Source organism: Pseudomonas sp. HN2 (genome assembly GCF_020736465.1).
GTDB lineage: Bacteria > Pseudomonadota > Gammaproteobacteria > Pseudomonadales > Pseudomonadaceae > Aquipseudomonas > Aquipseudomonas moraviensis_A.
This window is the reverse complement of record NZ_CP085885.1, coordinates 5,116,466-5,135,703: the sequence shown is the minus strand read 5'-3', so window position 1 is coordinate 5,135,703 and position 19,238 is coordinate 5,116,466. Positions and strand designations below refer to the sequence as shown.

Genomic DNA, 19,238 nt, shown 5'->3' with positions numbered 1-19,238 from the left:
GGGAACAGCGTTAGACCGACGGCCGTTTTTAGCCGCGATGACGCCCGCGGAAGTAGTTGATCAGGCCCTGAGTCGAGGCATCGTCAGCCACGGTCTCGTCGCTGCCGACCAGACGGTTATAGACGCCTTTGCCCAATTCCTTGCCCAACTCCACACCCCACTGGTCGAAGGCATTGATGCCCCAGACCACGCTTTGCACGAACACTTTGTGCTCATACATGGCAACCAGTGCGCCGAGGCGGCGCGGGCTGATGCGTTCGACCACCAGGGTGTTGCTCGGACGGTTGCCCGGGATCACCTTGTGTGGCGCCAGTTTGTGCACTTCGTCTTCGCTCATGCCTTTGTCGCGCAGTTCGGCTTCGGCTTCCGGCAACGTCTTGCCGAGCATCAGCGCCTGGCTCTGCGACAGGCAGTTGGCGTACAGCCACTGGTGATGGTCGGAAACCGGGTTGAAGCTGACGATCGGCACAATGAAGTCGGCCGGGATCAACTGGGTGCCCTGATGCAGCAACTGGTGGTAAGCATGCTGACCGTTGCAGCCGACGCCGCCCCAGATCACCGGGCCGGTATCGGTCGACACCGAGGTGCCGTCCTGGCGCACGCTCTTGCCGTTGGACTCCATGTCCAACTGTTGCAGGTGCTTGGTGATATTGCGCAGGTAGTGGTCGTACGGCAGGATCGCGTGGCTTTGCGCGCCCCAGAAATTGCCGTACCACACGCCGAGCAGAGCCAGCAGCACCGGCATGTTCTGTTCGAACGGCGCGGTCTGGAAATGCTGGTCCATGGTGTAGGCACCGGACAGCAGTTCCTTGAAGTTGGACATGCCGATGGCCAGGGCGATCGGCAAACCGATGGCCGACCACAGCGAGTAACGACCGCCGACCCAGTCCCACATCGGGAAGATGTTTTCTTCGCGGATACCGAAGGCCACGGCCGCGGCGTTGTTGCTCGATACGGCGATGAAGTGGCGATACAGCTCGGCTTCGGAGCCGCCCTGCGCCAGGTACCAGGCGCGTGCAGCCTGAGCATTCTTCAGGGTTTCGAGGGTGTTGAAGGACTTTGACGACACGATGAACAGCGTGGTCTCGGCGCGCAGTTTCTGCGTCAGCTCGTGAAATTCACTGCCGTCGATGTTCGCCAGATAATGGCAACGCACACCCTTCTGCGCGTAGGACAGCAGCGCTTCGGACACCAGTTCAGGGCCGAGGAACGAACCACCGATGCCGATGTTGACCACGTCGGTGATCGGCTTTTCGGTGTAACCGCGCCACAGGCCGTCGTGGATTCGCCCGACCAGATCAGTGATCTGGTTCAGCACCTTGTGCACTTCCGGCATCACGTTGACACCGTTGACCGACAACTTGTCGCCGACCGGGCGGCGCAGGGCGGTGTGCAGCGCCGGGCGGCCTTCGGAGGCGTTGACGATTTCGCCGTCGAACAGCGCTTGGATCGCGCCCTTCAGATCGACTTCATTGGCCAGACCCACCAGCAGGTTGCGGGTCTCGGCGTTGATCAAATTCTTCGAATAGTCGAGAAACAGGCCGCAGCTGCTGAGGGTGAATTGATTGAAACGCTGCGGATCGGCGTTGAAGGCTTCGCGCATGCTGAAATCCTGCATGGCTTGGCGGTGATCTTTCAACGCTTGCCAGGCGGGCAGAGCGGTAACGTCGTGAGGAGTGCGGTAGTACGCCATCGCTGCGGTTTTCCTTTTTACTTGAACGGCCTTTTGAACACGGTACAGATCAGCCATGCCCTTTTAGCGCATGGGATCAACTGCGTCGACACGATATCCGGACACAGGGCGAATACAGTAAACCTCGCGCCGCGTTCTGTCTTGACTTTGTCTGACCAGATCCCTGTACTTTTTTAACATCCGAACGGGAATCTGGCCGACAAACGGAGGTGCCCGGCCGAGGGGGAAGGGCCTGAAGCAATCTTTCCAGCGCCAAAAAAACCTGTAGGAGTGAGCCTGCTCGCGATAGCGGTCTGTCAGTCAAAGCGTTGTTGACTGATTTACCGCTATCGCGAGCAGGCTCACTCCTACAGGGGAAATGCGTTGTCTTCAGGTCGGGCTATCGAGATTCAGGTGCAGGTTGTCGATCAACCGTGTCGTACCAAGGAACGCCGCCGCCAGAATCACCAGATCGCGATCCTGCGCCGTCGCCGGACGCAAGGTCAGGCCATGGCGGATTTCCAGATAATCCGGGCGCAGACCGGCCGCTTCCAGCACCTGCAACTGCGCAGCGAGCAGCGCCGGGTAATCACGCTGACCTTGCTTGATCGCTTCGGCAATGTTGCTCAGCACGCGGTACACCACCGGCGCCACGGCACGCTGCTCTTCACTGAGAAAACCGTTGCGCGACGACAGCGCCAGACCGTCCGCTGCACGCACGGTCGGCTCGCCGATGATCTGGATCGGCATGTTCAGGTCGTGCACCAGCGCGCGGATCACCGCCAGTTGCTGGTAATCCTTCTGGCCGAAAATCGCCAGATCCGGCTGGACCATGTTGAACAGCTTGCTGACCACCGTCGCCACGCCTTCGAAGTGCCCCGGACGGCTGGCACCACACAGGCCTTCGGAGAGTTGCGGCACGCTGACCCGGGTTTGGCCGGCCATGCCGTCGGGGTACATCTCTTCAACCGTTGGCGCGAACAGCAGATCGCAACCGGCTTCGAGGAGCTTTTGCTGATCGGCGGCGAGGGTGCGCGGGTATTTGTCGAGGTCTTCGCCGGCGCCGAATTGCAGCGGATTGACGAAAACACTCGCGACCACGAAGTCCACTCGCTGAGTGGCTTTAGTGATCAGCGCGACGTGGCCGCTGTGCAGGTTGCCCATGGTCGGCACGAAGCCGATGCGCTTGCCTTCACTGCGCGCGCGGGCGACGGCGGCGCGCAGTTCGCGTACGGTTTTGACGGTGTTCATGCAGAGAATCCGTGTTCGATGCCGGGGAACGTGGTGGCTTTGACTTCGCTGACGTAAGCCTTCAGCGCAGCCTGGATACTGTCCTGACCTTGCATGAAGTTCTTGACGAATTTGGGTACGCGGCCGGTGATCGACAGGCCAAGCATGTCGTGCAATACCAGCACCTGACCGTCGGTGGCGTTGCCGGCGCCGATGCCGATCACCGGAATGCCCACGGCCTGGCTGATTTCCGCCGCCAGCTCGCTCGGCACGCACTCGAGCAGCAGCATGGACGCACCGGCCTGCTCCAGCGCGATCGCATCGGCCCGCATCTGCCGCGCCTGGTTCTCGTTGCGCCCCTGCACTTTATAGCCGCCGAGGATGTTCACCGCCTGCGGGGTCAGGCCCATGTGCGCGCACACCGGCACACCGCGCTCGGCGAGCAGACGGATCGACTCCGCCAGCCACAGCTGACCTTCGACCTTGATCATGTGCGCGCCGGCCTGCATCAGCATGGCGCTGTTGATCATGGTCTGCTCAAGGGTGGCGTTGGCCATGAACGGCAGGTCGGCAAGGATCAGGGCATCGCCGTTGCCACGCTTGACGCTGGCGACATGGTAGGCCATTTCCGCCGTGGTCACTGGCAGGGTGCTGTCATGACCTTGCAGGACCATGCCGAGAGAGTCGCCGACCAGCAGCACTTCGACACCGGCCTCGTTGCAGGCGTGGGCGAAGGTCGCGTCATAGCAGGTCAGCATGGTGATCTTTTCACCTTTCTGCTTGAGGCTCTGGAGCGTGGTCAGGGTGATGGCTGGCATGTAAGAAATCCTCGTTCAGGCGCTCTGGAAACTGCTGCGAGTCACGCGCGTGATTCTTCATCTACTCAGGCGCACGGTCTTATGTCGTGCTTTAAAAGGCCTGGATTGCGCCCGTTCATGCCGGGTTGGCGGCAGCGGGACGCCTATAGTCGTGATGAGCCAAGCGGAAGTCAATTGCGTGTGTTACCGCATTGTTACGCGGGCGGTGTTACCGGCGTTACTGATGCGATTCAGCGGCGCGGCGGGCCTGAATTGGGGAATTCTTGTCTGACAAAATCCTGGATGTGAAATAAACCAATGTGGGAGCGAGCCTGCTCGCGAAGGCGGCAGATCAGTCAACACAGTGTTGCATGACGCACCGCTTTCGCGAGCAGGCTCGCTCCCACAGGGGATTGCAATCAATCTGTCTGGAGGCGTTCGAGACCGACGAACGGGCAGGCGGCCACCAGGTCTGTCAGCGTGCGACCATCGGCGAGACGCAGACCCTGCGGCGCCAGTTCAGCGAGGGGATAGAGCACAAAGGCGCGCTCCTGAATCTGGTAATGCGGGACTTTCAGCCGTGGCTCATCGATCAAACGATCGCCAAACAGCAGAATGTCCAGATCCAGCGTGCGTGGCCCCCAGCGCTCCAGGCGTTCGCGGCCCTGAGCGTTTTCGATGGCTTGCAAGGCGTCGAGCAGCTCGATCGGTGCGAGCGAGCTGTCGAGGGCGGCGACGGCGTTGGTGTAACGCGGCTGGCCCGGCAACAGTGAATCGCTTTGATAAAAGGCTGAAACGCCGGCAAGGCTGGTCTGCGGCAATTGCCCCAGCGCCGCAATGGCGCTGCGCAATTGGTCGGCCGGGTCAGCGAGGTTGCTGCCCAGGCCAATGTAGATGCGTTCCATGGCTTACTCGCCCGTCGCGCTCGAAGCTCCGGCGCGCTTGCGCTTGGAACCGCCGCTGCGGCGACGCTTGCGCGGTGCGCCACTGGCATCGTCACCCTTGCCGCTGAGGTCTCGGATCATGTCGCGGCGCTCGCTGTCGTTGGCGTCCTGATAATCGGTCCACCATTCGCCGAGGCCGTCGGTCTCCTCGCCGGCGCTTTCACGCAGCAGGAGGAAATCGTAACCGGCGCGGAAGCGCGGGTTGTCCAGCAACAGATCGGCACGTTTGCCGCTGCGCCGTGGCAGACGTTCCTGCATGTCCCAGATTTCGCGGATCGGCATGGTGAAGCGTTTCGGAATGGCGATGCGCTGGCACTGTTCGGCGATCAGTTCGTGGGCGGCTTCCTGCATCGCCGGAATCGGCGGCATGCCACGTTCCTGCAGACGCAACACGCGCGCCGGCAATGCCGGCCACAACAGGGCGGCAAAAAGGAACGCCGGGGTCACCGGTTTGTTCTGCTTGATGCGCAGGTCGGTGTTCCTTAGCGCTTCGCTGATCAGCGTGTGTGTGTATTCCGGGTTGTATTCCAGCGCCTCGGCGCTGGCCGGGAACAGCGGGGCGAACAGTTGCAGATCGACCAGCATTTCAAAGGTGATCGCGCCGTGGCCGGAGAGGAACAGCTTGAGCACTTCTTCGAACAGCCGCGCCGATGGAATCTCGCGCAGCATCGGTGCCAGTTCGCGGATCGGCTGCACGGTGTGCTTCTCGATGCCGAAATTGAGCTTGGCGGCGAAACGCACGGCCCGCAGCATGCGCACCGGATCTTCCTGATAGCGTTGCTTGGGATCGCCGATCAGACGGATCAGGTGATTGCGGATGTCGTGTACACCGTTGGCGTAGTCGAGGATGCGCTCGCTGACCGGATCGTAATACAGGGCGTTGATGGTGAAGTCGCGGCGTTGCGCGTCTTCTTCCAGAGTGCCGTAGACGTTGTCGCGCAGAATCCGCCCGCTCTCGTTGCGCGAAGACTGATTGCTGTCTTCGTCGTCTTCGTTGACCGGGTGATTGGCGCGGAAGGTCGCGACTTCAATGATTTCGCGACCGAAGTGGATGTGCACCAGTTTGAACCGGCGACCGATGATCCGCGCATTGCGGAATTCGGCACGGACCTGCTCGGGGGTGGCGCTGGTGGCGACGTCGAAATCCTTGGGCGTGATGCCCAGCAGCATGTCACGCACGCAACCGCCGACCAGATAAGCCTGGTAACCGGCACCTTGCAGGCGTTCGACGATGTTCACCGCATAGCGGCTGAACTGCGTTTTCTGCAGCGAATGTTGGCCGCTGTTGAGCACTTCAGGGGTGCTGCGGATGTGTTGCGTACGACGCACGGGAGTTCGGAATGACTGGAACAGCTTCTTCAGCATGGGATGCACTGTTTGAAGGAATGTTCGGCCATACCAAAAGAATGACCGCATGATGGGCGCAGATTCTAGCATTTAGTCGGGGGATGGTGTAGGAGACAGCAGATTCGGGCTGAAAGCCGCAAGCTGCAAGGGCCGAGCGAGGAAAATGGGGGGATTTCACCAAGGGTGAGAAACTACAAGGGGAGCCGAAGCTCCCCAAGAAGTAGTTGCGTGCTCTTTTTATTATTGATTCGGGCTTCTTGTTTTTGTTGAGTGCCCTCGCCACGAAGTGTTTCCTTCGTGACCCTCCCAATCGGGAGCCAAGAGCAAACGGATTGCTTTGGTCGCTGAATTGCAGTGATCTCTCGATCCAACCAGTACAGGCTCTGTCTTAGGACAGTTTTTGTTGTTCTCGGCCTGGTCGTGGGGCAAGCCCCAAATACAACGCCTCTCCAAAAGAATCAGTTAGCTGCGCCTCTCGCCGTCTTGTTTTTATTGTGCGTGAGTCGATTCGTCTTATTTTTATTGTCTTGTGCATTGCTTGTTATTGTTCTTGTACCAAACATATAGCAGGGTGCGTGCCAACTTTTGCCAACCCCCGCAAAACAAGGGGTTAGGTCGATATAACCGTTTTGCAGGGGCGAAAAAAAGCCGGGGTTTCGTTACCGATAACCCCGGCTTCTGTTACGTGAATCGACTGCGGTAACAGTTTTTTCACATTGTCATGCGTTACCCGCACACGCGGTGGGTAACGCTCAGCTCTCGCTGGCGACCCCGGTCTTGCGCCGTGGAATGCCCAGACGCTGGCGGCGTTCCCAAAGGCATTTGCGGCTGACGCCCAGTTTGCGCGCCAGTTCGGTCTCGGTCATGTGGTCCTGATGCTCAAGGACGAAGTGCTGGAAATAGTCTTCCAGCGACAGATCCTCGGTCGGCTCATGGCTGCTGTTGCTGGCGTTACCGCCGGTTTGCGGCGGCAGACCGATGAACTCGTCGTCTTCCAGATCGCTCAGCTCGATGTCGATGCCAAGCAGGTCGGCGGAGATCTCCGGGCTTTCGCTGAGAATCACCGCGCGCTCGACGGCGTTCTCCAGCTCGCGCACGTTGCCCGGCCAGGAATAGTGCCGGATCGCCTGTTCGGCATCGGCGGCAAATTTCAGGTCGGTGCGATTGATCCGTGCGCTCTGGCGAGCGAGGAAGGCATTGGCGATTTCGTTGACGTCAGCGCCACGCTCACGTAGCGGCGGCAGCTTCAGGGCAATCACGTGCAGACGGTAATAAAGGTCTTCACGGAACTGGCCGATTTTCGCCAGGCTCTTGAGATCGCGGTGGGTTGCAGCGATCAGGCGCACATCGACTTTCTGCGACTGCACCGAACCGACCCGGCGAATTTCGCCTTCCTGCAAGACCCGCAGCAGGCGAGCCTGGGCTTCCAGTGGCAGTTCGCCGATCTCATCGAGGAACAAGGTACCGCCGTCCGCCGCCTCGACCAGACCGGCGCGACCGGCGCTGGCACCGGTGAACGCGCCTTTCTCGTGCCCGAACAGTTCGGACTCGATCAGGCTTTCCGGAATCGCCGCGCAGTTCACCGAGATCATCGGCGCCTTGGCGCGTTTCGACAGATTGTGCAGGGCGCGGGCCACCAGCTCCTTGCCGGTGCCGGACTCGCCCTGGATCAGGACGTTGGAATCGGTTGGCGCGACCTTGCGGATCTTGCTGTAAAGGTCCTGCATCGGGGGGCACGAGCCGATGATGCCGATTTCGCCGTTGCTGTTATCCACCGAGGCTTTGCCGTTGCCACTGGCAGGCTTGCTCGCCGTGGCTTCGCCGACGGCGGGCGCGGACTGGCGATCACGCAGGATCCGCGCAACCGCCTGGAGCATTTCATCGTGGTCGAACGGTTTGGCGATGTAATCGACCGCGCCCATTTTCATCGAGTCGACCGCCGAGCGCAGACTGGCGTAACTGGTCATGATCAGCACCGGCGTGCCCTGGCCGAGCTTGATCAGCTCGGTGCCCGGGGCGCCCGGCAGGCGCAGGTCGCTGACGATCAGATCGAACGTAGGAATGGTGAAGCGTTCTTGTGCTTCCTGCACTGATCCGGCTTCGCTGACCTGGTACTGGTTGCGTTCCAGCAGGCGGCGCAAGGCGGAGCGGATAATGGTTTCGTCTTCGACGATCAAAATGTGCGGCATTGATTCGATACTCTCGACGGTCTCAGTTCACAGCGGACGTCGCTTCGACATGACGCGGTAAGGTCACCCGGATACGGGTGCCGCGCTGGCTTTGTACATCAGCCGGGCTGTCGATGGTGATTTGTCCATAATGCTCTTCAACGATGGAATAGACCAGTGCAAGGCCCAGACCGGTGCCTTCACCCGGATCCTTGGTGGTGAAGAAAGGTTCGAACAATCGGTCCATGATGCTCGACGGAATACCACTGCCTTCGTCTTCGACGATCAGATCGACCGTGTGTTCGCCGGCTTCGCTCTTGACCCGTACGGCACTGTGCGGCGGCGAGGCGTCACGGGCGTTTGAGAGCAGATTGATCAGTACCTGGGCAAGCCGTTGCGGGTCGCCTTCGACCCAATGGTCGGGATCGCACAGGTTGTAGAACTGCACTTCGAAATTGCGCCGGTTCAGCGCCAGCAGGCCAATGGCATCCTGCGCGACTTCCGCCAGACACACCGGTTCGTCGCTGTGCTGATGGCTGCCGGCATGGGCGAAGCTCATCAGCGACTGGACGATGCGCGAGACGCGTTTGGTCTGCTCGAGAATCTGCCCGCTGATTTCCGTCAGCTCGCCGTCGTCTTCGCGCTCTTCACGCAGGTTTTGCGCCAGACAGGCAATGCCGGTGATCGGGTTGCCGATTTCGTGAGCCACACCCGCCGCGAGTCGACCGATGCTGGCCAGACGTTCGGAGTGCACCAGTTTGTCTTCGAGCATCTGCGTTTCGGTCAAATCCTCGACGAGTAACACCAGGCCACTGTTGCCAGGTGCCAACGGCTCGTCGATTGCCGCTTTGTGCAGGTTCAGCCAGCGGGTCTGGCCATCGAGGGCCAGATGCTGTTTGTGCAAGTGCTCGTCGGGCAGATTGATGAAGCCTTGCAGCAATTCTTTCCACGGGTTGGCGATGGTACTCAGGCGCGAACCGACCACCCGCTGCGCAGCGATGCCGGTCAGCTCTTCCATGGCCTTGTTCCACATCAGGATCTCCTGATCCTTGGCCAGCGAGCAGACGCCCATCGGCAGCTCCTGCAAGGTCTGCCGGTGGTAGCGGCGCAGGGCGTCGAGTTCGGCGGCTAAACCTGTGAGGCGCGAGTGGTAATCCTCGAGGCGGCTTTCGATAAAGTGAATGTCTTCGGTGACGTAGTTTTCGCCGCCGGCCTTATAGGGCAGGAAGGTTTCCACCATATCCTGCGCGACGCTCGGGCCCATCAGGCCGGACAGGTTGGCCTCGATGCGGTCGCGCAAACGGCGCAAAGCGTAAGGGCGGCGTTCGTCGAAGGGCAGATACAGATCGCGCAGCGCTTGCTCGACTTCTTTCTGCGCCGCCTTGGCGCCCAGCGGTTTGGCCAGTTGCGTGGCGAATTCCTGCGGCGAGGCGGCGTGCAGTTCGCGGCGTTGCGGGCGGCGCACGTTGTCCACCGCACAGGCTTCGGCCGCGCTAGCTTCTTCCGGGCTGGCGTTGGTGAACAGGGAAATCAAAGTGAACATCAGCACGTTGGCGGCGAGCGAGGCGATGGCTGCCATGTGCCAGCTGGTGTCGTCGAGCACGTAGATCATGTTCAACAGCGGAATGTAGAAACCCTGCAGATTGCCGACCAGCGGCAGCAACATGGTCACCACCCAGACCGTGATCCCCGCCAGCAGACCGGCAATGAAGCCGCGGCGGTTAGCGGTCGGCCAGTACAGCACCGAGAGCACCCCAGGCAGAAATTGCAGGGTCGCAACAAAAGCGACGATGCCGAGGTTGGCCAGATCCTGCTCGACGCCCAGCATCAGGTAGAAACCGAAACCGGCCATGATGATCGCCACGATCAGCGCCCGACGGGTCCATTTCAGCCAGCGGTAGATATTGCCCTCGGCCGGCGGTTGATAGAGCGGCAGCACCAGATGATTCAGCGCCATGCCCGACAGGGCCAGGGTGGTGACGATGATCAGGCCGCTGGCGGCGGACAGACCACCGACATAGGCAAGCAAGGCCAGCGGTTTGCTGTTGGCGGCAATGCCGATGCCGAGGGTGAAATATTCCGGGTCGGTGGTGGCGCCCAGTTTCAGGCCGGCCCAGAGAATCAGCGGCACCGCGAGGCTCATCAGCAGCAGAAACAGCGGCAGGCCCCAACTGGCGCTGACCAGCGAGCGCGGATTGAGGTTCTCGGTAAATGTCATGTGATACATGTGCGGCATCACGATTGCCGAGGCGAAGAACACCAACAGCAGCGTGCGCCACGGGCCTTCCTGCAACGGCGTGTGCAGGGCAGCGAGGGCGGTCTGGTTCTGCAGCAGCCACAGTTCAAGCTGTTGTGGGCCGTCGAACACGCCATACAGCGCATACAGGCCAACGCCGCCGAGGGCGATGAGTTTGATGATCGACTCAAAGGCAATCGCGAACACCAGCCCTTCGTGTTTCTCGCGGGTGGCGATATGCCGGGAACCGAAGAAAATCGTGAACAGAATGATCAGCGCACAGAACGCCAGCGCCACGCGGCTTTGCACGCGTTCGCCGGTGAGAATGCCGATGGAGTCGGCCACTGCCTGAATCTGCAGGGCCAGCAGCGGCAGCACGCCGATCAGCATGAAAATCGTGGTCAGCGCGCCGGCCCAGGTGCTGCGAAAGCGGAAGGCGAACAGGTCGGCCAGCGATGACAGTTGGTAGGTGCGGGTGATTTTCAGGATCGGATAAAGCAGCACCGGCGCCAGCAGAAACGCGCCGGACACGCCGAGATAGCTGGACAGAAAGCCGTAACCGTACTGATAGGCCAGCCCCACCGTGCCATAGAACGCCCAGGCACTGGCGTAAACCCCCAGCGACAGAGTGTAGGTCAGCGGGTGGCGAATGATCGCGCGCGGGATCATGCCCCGCTCGCTGACCCAGGCCACGCCGAACAGTGCCGCGAGGTACGCGGCGCTGATCAGGATCATCTGGGTCAGGCTAAAGCTCATCGGCATCTTTTTGGCTCTGCAGGATGAAGGTCACGACAATCAGGATCAGCCAGAGCAGATAAGGGCGATACCAGGCGCCCGTCGCGTCGATCCACCAATCCATGATGGCGGGGGAGAACAGGTAGATCCCGACGACCAGAAGCAGGACCAAGCGATAGATGTACATCCCGGCCTCTCTTTGTTATGCGCGTGCCCGAAAACGTGCGGCGATGGTAACGGATGGGCGCGCGACTGCAAGTGTCGTCATTGCAGTTGCGCTTCGGGCAGGGTCAGTGTGCGCGGGATCCTGTCGGCATCCCAGTGTGCGCTGCCCCAGACAAGCAGTTCGCGCGGCGACGCGTGGGCCAGCTCAGTGCCGGGGTTCTGCCCCAACGCACGCAAGGCTCGCAGCAGCAACGGCGTGGCTTGATCGGCTTCAAGCGGTGGCGAACGGTAGGACTTGCCGAGTTTGTTGCCGTCCGGCTGAGTGATCAATGGCAGGTGCAGATAGCGCGGCTGTTTCAGGCCGAGCAGTTCTTGCAGGTACAACTGGCGCGGCGTCGAATCGAGCAGATCGGCGCCGCGCACGATATCGGTGATGCCCTGCCAGGCGTCATCGAGCACCACCGCGAGTTGATAGGCATAGAGACCGTCTCGACGACGGATGACGAAGTCGCCAACGTCGCGGCCCAGGTGCTGACGGTATTCGCCCTGTACGCGGTCAATAAAGTGGTATTCCAGCTCCGGCACGCGCAGGCGGATCGCCGCGTCGTGCTGAGCATGCCCGGCGTTGCGACAGAACCCAGGATAAATGCCGTGGTAGGGCTCCAGCTGTTTGCGCGAGCAGGTGCAGGCGTACGCCAGACCGTGATTGAACAGGCTGTCGAGCACCTCGGCGTAGGCCGCGTGCCGATCGCTCTGGCGAACCATTTCGCCGTCCCATTCGAAGCCGTAGCTTTCCAGCGCCTTGAGAATTGCCGCTTGCGCACCGGGCTCTTCCCGCGGCGGATCGAGATCTTCCATGCGCACCAGCCAGCGCCCACCGACCGAGCGGGCGTCGAGGTAGGACGCCAGCGCAGCGACAAGAGAGCCGAAGTGCAGGTGGCCACTGGGGGTGGGGGCGAAGCGGCCGATGTAGGCGGGGGACGTTTTGGCGGTCATGGAAACGAAACTACTTTTCAGGCTATACGCAGGTCAACCTGTAGGAGTGAGCCTGCTCGCGATAGCGGTGTGACATTCAACCAACATATTGACTGACCCATCGCTATCGCGAGCAGGCTCACTCCTACAAAAAGCAACGGCAGAAGCAAAAGGCACAAACAAAAACGGAGCGTTCGCACGCTCCGTTTTTCGTTCAGGTCGAGATTACTTGCCGACCTGCTTTTCCTTGATTTCCGCCAGGGTCTTGCAGTCGATGCACAGATCGGCGGTCGGACGGGCTTCGAGGCGCTTGACGCCGATCTCGATGCCGCAGGACTCGCACCAGCCGTACTCTTCGTCTTCGATCAGTTGCAGCGTCTTGTCGATTTTCTTGATCAGCTTGCGCTCACGATCGCGGGCGCGCAGTTCGAGGGCGAACTCTTCTTCCTGGCTGGCACGGTCGGCCGGGTCAGGGAAGTTGGCCGCTTCGTCTTTCATGTGATCAACCGTACGGTCGACTTCCTGCATCAAGTCCAGTTTCCACTTGTTCAGGATCTTGGTGAAGTGCGCGCGCATCGGAGCGCCCATGTACTCTTCACCCGCCTTCGAAACGTAAGGTTCGAAGCCGCTGATCGTCGCTTGCTGCTGTTGCTTTGCTTGGGTGGACATGAAATAGACCGCCTCTACTCTTGTAATCCATTGCGCAGGATTGCTCCATCACCGACACCTGCCGGCCCTGCGGCTGCAAGCGGGCGAACTTACCAGATCAAATCAGCCTGCGCTACTCCCGGATGTCGAGCCCCCGGCGGGTGGCGCCTGCAGATGTTTGGCAAGCCGTGTCTGTGGGAATGGAGACCTGTTCAATCACTGATTTTAGTCAATCCTGGAGCGTACGTTCAGATCGTTACAGTCCAGCGTTCTTGAGGCTGTGACCTTCACGGGTTCTCGCTCGTTCCGGCAGACAGGTAGAATCGTCTCTTTTTTCCTGTCGAAGGCAATCCGATGGCCACCTACAGTGCGCGCAGTCGTGCGATCGAACCGTTCCATGTGATGGCGCTGCTGGCGCGGGCCAATGAATTGCAGGCTGAAGGGCACGACGTGATCCATCTGGAAATCGGCGAGCCGGACTTCACCACCGCCGAGCCGATCATTCGCGCCGGCCAAGCCGCGTTGACCGCGGGCAAGACCCGTTACACCGCCGCCCGTGGCATTCCCGAGCTGCGCGAGGCGATCGCCGGTTTTTACCAGTCGCGATACGGCCTGAACATCGACCCGCGGCGCATTCTGATCACGCCGGGCGGCTCTGGCGCGCTGCTGCTGGCCAGTGCCTTGTTGGTCGATCCGGGTAAACACTGGCTGCTGGCAGACCCGGGCTACCCGTGCAACCGGCATTTCCTGCGGCTGGTCGAAGGCGCAGCGCAACTGGTGCCGGTCGGGCCGGAGGTGCGTTATCAACTGACCCCGGATCTGGTTGAGCGGCACTGGGACCACGACAGCGTCGGCGCCTTGGTCGCTTCGCCGGCCAATCCGACCGGGACGCTGCTGACCCGCGATGAACTGGCCGGGTTATCCACAGCGATCAAGGCCAGACACGGGCATCTGGTGGTGGACGAGATCTACCATGGCCTGACCTACGGCACCGATGCCGCCAGTGTGCTGGAAGTCGACGACAGCGCTTTTGTCCTCAACAGTTTCTCCAAGTATTTCGGCATGACCGGATGGCGCCTGGGCTGGCTGGTGGCGCCGGAGGCGGCGGTCGGTGAACTGGAAAAGCTTGCGCAGAACCTCTACATCAGCGCGCCGAGCATGGCGCAGTACGCGGCGCTGGCGTGTTTCGAACCGGCGACGATCGCGATTCTCGAAGAGCGCCGCGGCGAATTCGCCCGCCGTCGCGACTTCCTCCTGCCAGCGCTGCGCGAGCTCGGCTTCAACATTGCCGTTGAGCCGGAGGGCGCGTTCTATCTGTACGCCGATATCAGCCGTTTCGGCGGCGATGCCTTCGCGTTCTGCCGGCATTTCCTCGAAACCGAGCATGTGGCCTTCACGCCCGGGCTGGATTTCGGTCGTTATCAGGCCGGCCATCATGTGCGCTTCGCCTACACCCAAAACCTCACACGCTTGCAGGAAGCCGTGGAGCGCATCGCGCGCGGTTTGAAGAGCTGGCAAGGCTGATGCGCTTTTATCCTGCTCTGGAAGAAGCGCGGCTGATTCGTCGCTACAAGCGTTTTCTCGCCGATATCGAGACCGTTGACGGCGAGTTGCTGACCATTCACTGCCCGAATACCGGTTCGATGCTCAACTGCCAGGTGGAGGGCGGGCAGGTCTGGTTCAGTCGCTCCAACGACCCCAAACGCAAATTGCCCGGGACCTGGGAAATCGGTGAGACCCCGCAGGGCCGGCTGTTTTGCGTGAACACCGGGCGCGCCAACGGTTTGGTCGAAGAGGCCTTGCAGGCTGGCGTGATCAGCGAATTGAATGGCTTTACCGCGTTGAAGCGTGAAGTCGCCTATGGGCAGGAAAAAAGCCGCATCGACTTCCGCCTCGAATACCCCAGCGGCCCGGCGTACGTCGAAGTGAAAAGCGTCACGTTGGGCTTCGACGGTACGGCTGTGGCGGCGTTTCCCGATGCGGTGACCCAGCGCGGCGCCAAGCATCTGCGTGAGCTGGCGCATCTGGCGCGCGACGGCATTCGGGCGGTGCAGTTGTACTGTGTAAACCTCACCGGCATCGATGCCGTGCGCCCGGCCGAGGAGATCGATTGGGCTTACGCCGAGGCGCTGCGTGAGGCGGTCGCCTGCGGTGTCGAGGTGCTGGCCTACGGCGTGCGCCTCGACCATGAAGAGATGGTCATCGACCGTCGACTCGACGTCTTGCTCAACGGTTAAACATCGACCCATACGCCTTGTGTATCTTCCCGGCATTCAATCGCCGTCAGTGATTGCCCGGCGCACGGGCCGGCAACGCATTCGCCGTCCTCGATCAGAAACAGTGCGCCGTGGGTGGCGCACTGGATCAGGCTGTTGCTGGGGTCGAGAAACCGGTCGGGCTGCCATTCCAGGCCGACGCCCCGATGCGGGCAGCGATTGAGATAGACGTAGGCCTGTCCACCGCGACGCACGGCGAACAGCTTTTTGCCGTCGATTTCGAAACCGCGACTGCCGGCTTCGGCCAGATCACTGCCGGCGCAGAGAAACTTCATGGCTATCCTCTAGTGTCCGCTCGTGTCTGGATATGTCCGAGCTTGACGTTCAAATGCAAACAATTATCAAATGGCGACCTTCTCCCAAAGGGAGTCTGGCTGTTGTCGAGGATACTTGGCTCGCTGCGCCGATGCCCGGGAAACCTTGTTCAAGGAAGCTGTATATGCGCCTGAAAAACCGCGTTGCCATGCTGTGCGTCGGCCTTTTTCTCAGCCATCAGACGACCGCGGCGGATCTCCCTCAACGTTGGGTCAGCGCCGGCGGGGCACTGTCGGAATGGGTCAGCGCGTTGGGCGGTGAGTCGAAGCTGGTGGGAGTCGACACCACCAGTCAGCATCCGCAATCGTTGCAAACGCTGCCGAGCATTGGCTATCAGCGCAGCCTGTCGGCGGAAGGCATCTTGAGCCTGCGCCCGGACATTCTCATCGGCACTGAAGAGATGGGGCCGCCACCGGTTCTGGCGCAAGTCAAAGCGGCCAAGGTGAAAGTCGAGTTGTTCTCGGCGCAGCCGGATCTGCCGACGCTGGAAAAGAATGTCACTCATCTCGGGCAGTTGCTCGGTGCGCAAGCGAAGGCGGCGCAGTTGCTGCAGACTTATAAACAGCAACTTCAGGCGCAGGCTGCCCGCGTTGCCCGAGTGCAGACCACACAGAAAGCCCCAGGCGTCCTGCTATTGCTCGGGCACGCCGGTGGCAAGCCGTTGATCGCTGGCAAAGACACCGCCGCCGATTGGCTGCTGCAGCAGGCCGGCGGGCACAACCTTGCAACGCATACCGGCTACAAACCGTTTTCCGTGGAATCCCTCGCCAGCCTCGATCCGCAAGTGCTGGTGTTCGCCGACCGTGCGCTGAGCGGTGACGCGGCTAAAGCAGCGTTGTTCAAGGAAAACCCGATTCTCAATTCCAGCCGTGCGGCCAAGGCCGGACGCGTGATGGAGCTGGACCCGACGCTGCTGGTGGGTGGGCTTGGGCCGCGTCTGCCGGCCGCTTTGCAAACCCTGACTGACGGTTTCTACCCGGCCAAGGACGGCCAATGACCACACTGGTCAAACCCCGTGGCTTGTTTATCGGCCTGACATTGCTGTGTCTGCTGGCGATCTGGCTGTCGCTGGCGCTGGGGCCGGTGAGCCTGCCGCTAGTGGATACCTTGCGCGCCGCGTTGCGTCTGATTGGCGTGCCGTTGGCGCCGGAAGGGCTGGAGCAGGCCGAGCTGATTCTCGGCCAGATTCGCCTGCCGCGAACCTTGCTCGGGTTGGCGGTCGGCGGCGTGCTGGCGCTGTCCGGGGTAGCGATGCAGGGCTTGTTTCGCAACCCGCTGGCCGATCCGGGGTTGGTCGGGGTGTCCAGTGGCGCGGCACTCGGCGCGGCGATTGCGATTGTCGGCGGCTCGTTCTTCGGCGGCTTGCCGGAGTGGTTCGGACCGTATCTGTTGTCGGTGTGTGCGTTTCTTGGCGGACTCGGGGTGACGGCGCTGGTCTATCGGCTGGGCCGGCGCAACGGTCAGACTCACGTTGCAACAATGTTACTGGCGGGTATCGCGCTTACGGCGCTGGCCGGTTCGGCGGTGGGACTGTTCACTTATCTGGCCGATGACGCCACGCTGCGCACCCTGACATTCTGGAACCTGGGCAGCCTCAACGGCGCCAGCTATGCGCGGCTATGGCCTTTGCTGATCATTACCATCGGCGTGGCGGTATGGCTGCCGCGTCGGGCCAAGGCATTGAATGCCTTGTTGCTGGGTGAATCCGAGGCCGGGCATCTGGGCATCGATGTCGAACGGCTCAAGCGGGAACTGGTGTTCTGCACCGCGCTGGGTGTCGGCGCGGCGGTGGCGGCGGCAGGCATGATCGGCTTCGTCGGGCTGGTCGTGCCGCATCTGGTGCGCCTGCTGGCCGGTCCCGATCATAAGGTGCTGCTGCCAGCCTCGGTCCTGGCGGGTGCGAGCCTGTTGTTGCTTGCCGATCTGGTGGCGCGGCTGGCGCTGGCGCCGGCGGAGTTGCCGATTGGCATTGTCACCGCGTTTATCGGCGCGCCGTTCTTCCTTTACCTGCTGCTGCGAGGGCGTGCCTGATGTTGTCTGCGCACAATCTGCATGTTCGCCGTGGCCGCAAGGCTGTGCTCAGCGGCGTTACGCTGCAACTCGAACCCGGTGAAGTGCTTGGCGTGCTGGGGCCGAACGGCGCCGGCAAAAGCACATTACTCGGCGCCCTGTGCGGAGAATTGCTCGCCAGTGACGGCAACGTTTCGCTCGACGAGCAGGCGTTGAGTCACTGGAGCGGCACGCAGCGGGCACAACGACTGGCGGTGCTGCCTCAGGTTTCGACACTGGACTTTGCCTTCGCCGTTGAAGAGGTCGTCGGCATGGGCCGTTTGCCCTACCAGACCGGGCGCATGCGTGATGACGAAATTGTCGCGGCGGCGCTGGCCGCTGCCGATGCCGGGCACCTGAGCGGGCGCAGTTATCTGGCATTGTCCGGTGGCGAGCGTCAACGTGTGCATCTGGCGCGGGTGCTGGCGCAACTCTGGCCAGGGCAGGTCGGGCAAACCTTGTTGCTCGACGAACCGACCTCGATGCTCGATCCGCTGCATCAGCACACCACCCTGCAAGCGGTGCGCGAGTTTGCCAAGCGTGGCGCGGCGGTGCTGGTGATCCTGCATGATCTGAATCTGGCGGCGCGCTATTGTGACCGGGTGTTGTTGCTGGAAGAGGGGCGTCCGGTCGCGCTGGACACTCCGCAGCAGGTGCTGCGCCCGGATACGCTAAAAGCGGTGTTCGGCCTGGAGGTTTTGGTGCAACCGCACCCGGAGCGTGGGCATCCGCTGATCATCGCCCGCTGATCAATCATCGAGGTGTCGCATGCGTGGATTGTGGTTGTGGGCGCTGGTGTTGCTGGCAGGCTGTCAGCACGTGGTGGCTCCGCCGGTGAGCGGTGAAATCCGCGATCTGCGCAGCGGCGAGATGCTCACCGCGCAGCAACTCCTGACCCGCCTCGCTGAACCTGAGCGCCTGATCATGGGTGAGCAGCACGACAATGCCGATCACCATGCCGCACAGTTGTGGCTGTTGCAGTCGCTCGGCGAGCAACGAGCGCAAGGCAGCCTGCTGCTGGAAATGCTCACGCCGAATCAACAAGCGAAAGTCGATGCGCTGCGCCAGTCGAAATCTGTTGCGGCAGATCTTCCTGCTGCGTTGGCCTGGCAGGATGGCTGGGACTGGAATCTTTACGGGCCTATCGTGCGCTTCGCCCTGACGCAGTCCTATCCGCTGCTGGCGGCTAATCTCGACGACAGCGACATCCGTGCGTTTTATCGAAATCCACCTGCTCTCGACGGCCGACGCAGTAATGCGCCGGCGGTGAAAAACACCCTGCTTGGACAAGTCAGTGAATCTCACTGCGGCTTGTTGCCCGAATCACAGATGCCGGCGATGTTGGCGATTCAGCAACAGCGTGATCGACGTATGGCCGAGGGGATGCTGGCGGCGCCGACACCTTCGATCCTGCTGGCCGGCGCCTGGCATGCGCGCAAGGATGTTGGCGTGCCGCTGCATTTGCTGGATCTCGGCGCTGGCAAGCCACCAATCGTATTGATGCTCGCCGAGCAGGGCGATGCAGTCACGGCAGCGATGGCCGACTACGTCTGGTACACGCCGGCGACGCCGAAGCCCGATTACTGCGAGCAGATGCGCCAGCAATTCGGCAAATGACTTTTCTGCGGGCAAAAAAAGACCCGGTAAAAACCGGGTCAAATAACCGTGATTAGCCTGATGA

General features: G+C 61.4%; 17 protein-coding genes. 6 read left to right on the top strand and 11 right to left on the bottom strand.

All coding sequences use genetic code 11. The features are described 5' to 3' along the window. Window positions 1–28 precede the first annotated feature (28 nt). From pgi to dksA, 10 genes are all read right to left on the bottom strand, one after another. On the bottom strand, window positions 29–1,693 hold the full coding sequence (gene pgi, locus LIS66_RS22725) for a glucose-6-phosphate isomerase (protein WP_042610471.1): 1,665 nt from the start codon (window positions 1,691–1,693) through the stop codon (window positions 29–31). A gap of 369 nt (window positions 1,694–2,062) precedes the next feature. Then, window positions 2,063–2,923 carry a pantoate--beta-alanine ligase gene (gene panC, locus LIS66_RS22720; protein WP_065615671.1) on the bottom strand — a complete coding sequence of 287 codons (861 nt, stop codon included), beginning with the start codon at window positions 2,921–2,923 and terminating at the stop codon, window positions 2,063–2,065. Continuing rightward, the gene (gene panB, locus LIS66_RS22715; protein WP_042610469.1) at window positions 2,920–3,720 is read right to left on the bottom strand and encodes a 3-methyl-2-oxobutanoate hydroxymethyltransferase; all 801 of its coding nucleotides are present in this window, start codon (window positions 3,718–3,720) and stop codon (window positions 2,920–2,922) included. The genes panC and panB overlap by 4 nt, the downstream gene beginning before the upstream one ends. A gap of 398 nt (window positions 3,721–4,118) precedes the next feature. Continuing rightward, window positions 4,119–4,604: a 2-amino-4-hydroxy-6-hydroxymethyldihydropteridine diphosphokinase gene (gene folK, locus LIS66_RS22710; protein WP_116658201.1), complete on the bottom strand. Its 486-nt coding sequence runs from the start codon at window positions 4,602–4,604 to the stop codon at window positions 4,119–4,121. 3 nt (window positions 4,605–4,607) lie between these two features. Next, window positions 4,608–6,008: a polynucleotide adenylyltransferase PcnB gene (locus LIS66_RS22705; RefSeq protein WP_227973080.1), complete on the bottom strand. Its 1,401-nt coding sequence runs from the start codon at window positions 6,006–6,008 to the stop codon at window positions 4,608–4,610. A 734-nt stretch (window positions 6,009–6,742) separates the two neighbouring features. Next, the gene (locus LIS66_RS22700; protein WP_065615675.1) at window positions 6,743–8,179 is read right to left on the bottom strand and encodes a sigma-54-dependent transcriptional regulator; all 1,437 of its coding nucleotides are present in this window, start codon (window positions 8,177–8,179) and stop codon (window positions 6,743–6,745) included. Window positions 8,180–8,201: 22 nt separating this feature from the next. Beyond that, on the bottom strand, window positions 8,202–11,156 hold the full coding sequence (locus LIS66_RS22695) for a sensor histidine kinase (protein ID WP_161806084.1): 2,955 nt from the start codon (window positions 11,154–11,156) through the stop codon (window positions 8,202–8,204). Continuing rightward, on the bottom strand, window positions 11,140–11,316 hold the full coding sequence (locus LIS66_RS22690; protein WP_003176118.1) for a hypothetical protein: 177 nt from the start codon (window positions 11,314–11,316) through the stop codon (window positions 11,140–11,142). The genes LIS66_RS22695 and LIS66_RS22690 overlap by 17 nt, the downstream gene beginning before the upstream one ends. A gap of 77 nt (window positions 11,317–11,393) precedes the next feature. Beyond that, window positions 11,394–12,290, bottom strand: coding sequence for a tRNA glutamyl-Q(34) synthetase GluQRS (gene gluQRS, locus LIS66_RS22685; RefSeq protein WP_064364134.1), 897 nt, complete (start codon window positions 12,288–12,290; stop codon window positions 11,394–11,396). 204 nt (window positions 12,291–12,494) lie between these two features. Then, window positions 12,495–12,938, bottom strand: coding sequence for an RNA polymerase-binding protein DksA (dksA, locus tag LIS66_RS22680; protein ID WP_042610464.1), 444 nt, complete (start codon window positions 12,936–12,938; stop codon window positions 12,495–12,497). 333 nt (window positions 12,939–13,271) lie between these two features. Between dksA and LIS66_RS22675 the strand changes: the two genes are divergently transcribed. Both LIS66_RS22675 and sfsA read left to right on the top strand, forming a co-directional pair. Next, window positions 13,272–14,441 (top strand): pyridoxal phosphate-dependent aminotransferase, encoded by a 1,170-nt coding sequence (locus tag LIS66_RS22675; protein ID WP_042610463.1) that lies wholly within the window; start codon window positions 13,272–13,274, stop codon window positions 14,439–14,441. Next, window positions 14,441–15,154 (top strand): DNA/RNA nuclease SfsA, encoded by a 714-nt coding sequence (gene sfsA / locus LIS66_RS22670; RefSeq protein WP_227973079.1) that lies wholly within the window; start codon window positions 14,441–14,443, stop codon window positions 15,152–15,154. The genes LIS66_RS22675 and sfsA overlap by 1 nt, the downstream gene beginning before the upstream one ends. Here the strand turns inward: sfsA and LIS66_RS22665 are convergent. Beyond that, complete coding sequence (locus LIS66_RS22665; RefSeq protein ID WP_064364136.1) at window positions 15,151–15,468, bottom strand: Rieske (2Fe-2S) protein; 318 nt, start codon at window positions 15,466–15,468, stop codon at window positions 15,151–15,153. The two genes, sfsA and LIS66_RS22665, sit on opposite strands and share 4 nt — an antisense overlap. A gap of 164 nt (window positions 15,469–15,632) precedes the next feature. Between LIS66_RS22665 and LIS66_RS22660 the strand changes: the two genes are divergently transcribed. The 4 genes from LIS66_RS22660 to LIS66_RS22645 are packed head-to-tail and all read left to right on the top strand — an operon-like array spanning window position 15,633 to window position 19,174. After that, window positions 15,633–16,505 carry a heme/hemin ABC transporter substrate-binding protein gene (locus tag LIS66_RS22660; RefSeq protein ID WP_227973078.1) on the top strand — a complete coding sequence of 291 codons (873 nt, stop codon included), beginning with the start codon at window positions 15,633–15,635 and terminating at the stop codon, window positions 16,503–16,505. Window positions 16,506–16,555: 50 nt separating this feature from the next. Then, complete coding sequence (locus LIS66_RS22655) at window positions 16,556–17,539, top strand: FecCD family ABC transporter permease (RefSeq protein ID WP_172667936.1); 984 nt, start codon at window positions 16,556–16,558, stop codon at window positions 17,537–17,539. Then, entirely contained in the window at window positions 17,539–18,306 is a 768-nt protein-coding gene (locus LIS66_RS22650) for a heme ABC transporter ATP-binding protein (RefSeq protein ID WP_042610458.1), read from the top strand. Before LIS66_RS22655 ends, LIS66_RS22650 begins: the two co-directional genes overlap by 1 nt. A 19-nt stretch (window positions 18,307–18,325) precedes the next feature. Continuing rightward, complete coding sequence (locus LIS66_RS22645; RefSeq protein ID WP_227973077.1) at window positions 18,326–19,174, top strand: ChaN family lipoprotein; 849 nt, start codon at window positions 18,326–18,328, stop codon at window positions 19,172–19,174. Window positions 19,175–19,238: the final 64 nt, after the last annotated feature.

Excerpts from the sequence above, each read along its gene's own strand:
- pgi (WP_042610471.1), bottom strand. The coding sequence starts at position 1,693 with ATGGCGTACTACCGCACTCCTCACGACGTTACCGCTCTGCCCGCCTGG.
- panC (WP_065615671.1), bottom strand. The coding sequence starts at position 2,923 with ATGAACACCGTCAAAACCGTACGCGAACTGCGCGCCGCCGTCGCCCGC.
- panB (WP_042610469.1), bottom strand. The coding sequence starts at position 3,720 with ATGCCAGCCATCACCCTGACCACGCTCCAGAGCCTCAAGCAGAAAGGT.
- folK (WP_116658201.1), bottom strand. The coding sequence starts at position 4,604 with ATGGAACGCATCTACATTGGCCTGGGCAGCAACCTCGCTGACCCGGCC.
- LIS66_RS22705 (WP_227973080.1), bottom strand. The coding sequence starts at position 6,008 with ATGCTGAAGAAGCTGTTCCAGTCATTCCGAACTCCCGTGCGTCGTACG.
- LIS66_RS22700 (WP_065615675.1), bottom strand. The coding sequence starts at position 8,179 with ATGCCGCACATTTTGATCGTCGAAGACGAAACCATTATCCGCTCCGCC.
- LIS66_RS22695 (WP_161806084.1), bottom strand. The coding sequence starts at position 11,156 with ATGCCGATGAGCTTTAGCCTGACCCAGATGATCCTGATCAGCGCCGCG.
- LIS66_RS22690 (WP_003176118.1), bottom strand. The coding sequence starts at position 11,316 with ATGTACATCTATCGCTTGGTCCTGCTTCTGGTCGTCGGGATCTACCTG.
- gluQRS (WP_064364134.1), bottom strand. The coding sequence starts at position 12,290 with ATGACCGCCAAAACGTCCCCCGCCTACATCGGCCGCTTCGCCCCCACC.
- dksA (WP_042610464.1), bottom strand. The coding sequence starts at position 12,938 with ATGTCCACCCAAGCAAAGCAACAGCAGCAAGCGACGATCAGCGGCTTC.
- LIS66_RS22675 (WP_042610463.1), top strand. The coding sequence starts at position 13,272 with ATGGCCACCTACAGTGCGCGCAGTCGTGCGATCGAACCGTTCCATGTG.
- sfsA (WP_227973079.1), top strand. The coding sequence starts at position 14,441 with ATGCGCTTTTATCCTGCTCTGGAAGAAGCGCGGCTGATTCGTCGCTAC.
- LIS66_RS22665 (WP_064364136.1), bottom strand. The coding sequence starts at position 15,468 with ATGAAGTTTCTCTGCGCCGGCAGTGATCTGGCCGAAGCCGGCAGTCGC.
- LIS66_RS22660 (WP_227973078.1), top strand. The coding sequence starts at position 15,633 with ATGCGCCTGAAAAACCGCGTTGCCATGCTGTGCGTCGGCCTTTTTCTC.
- LIS66_RS22650 (WP_042610458.1), top strand. The coding sequence starts at position 17,539 with ATGTTGTCTGCGCACAATCTGCATGTTCGCCGTGGCCGCAAGGCTGTG.
- LIS66_RS22645 (WP_227973077.1), top strand. The coding sequence starts at position 18,326 with ATGCGTGGATTGTGGTTGTGGGCGCTGGTGTTGCTGGCAGGCTGTCAG.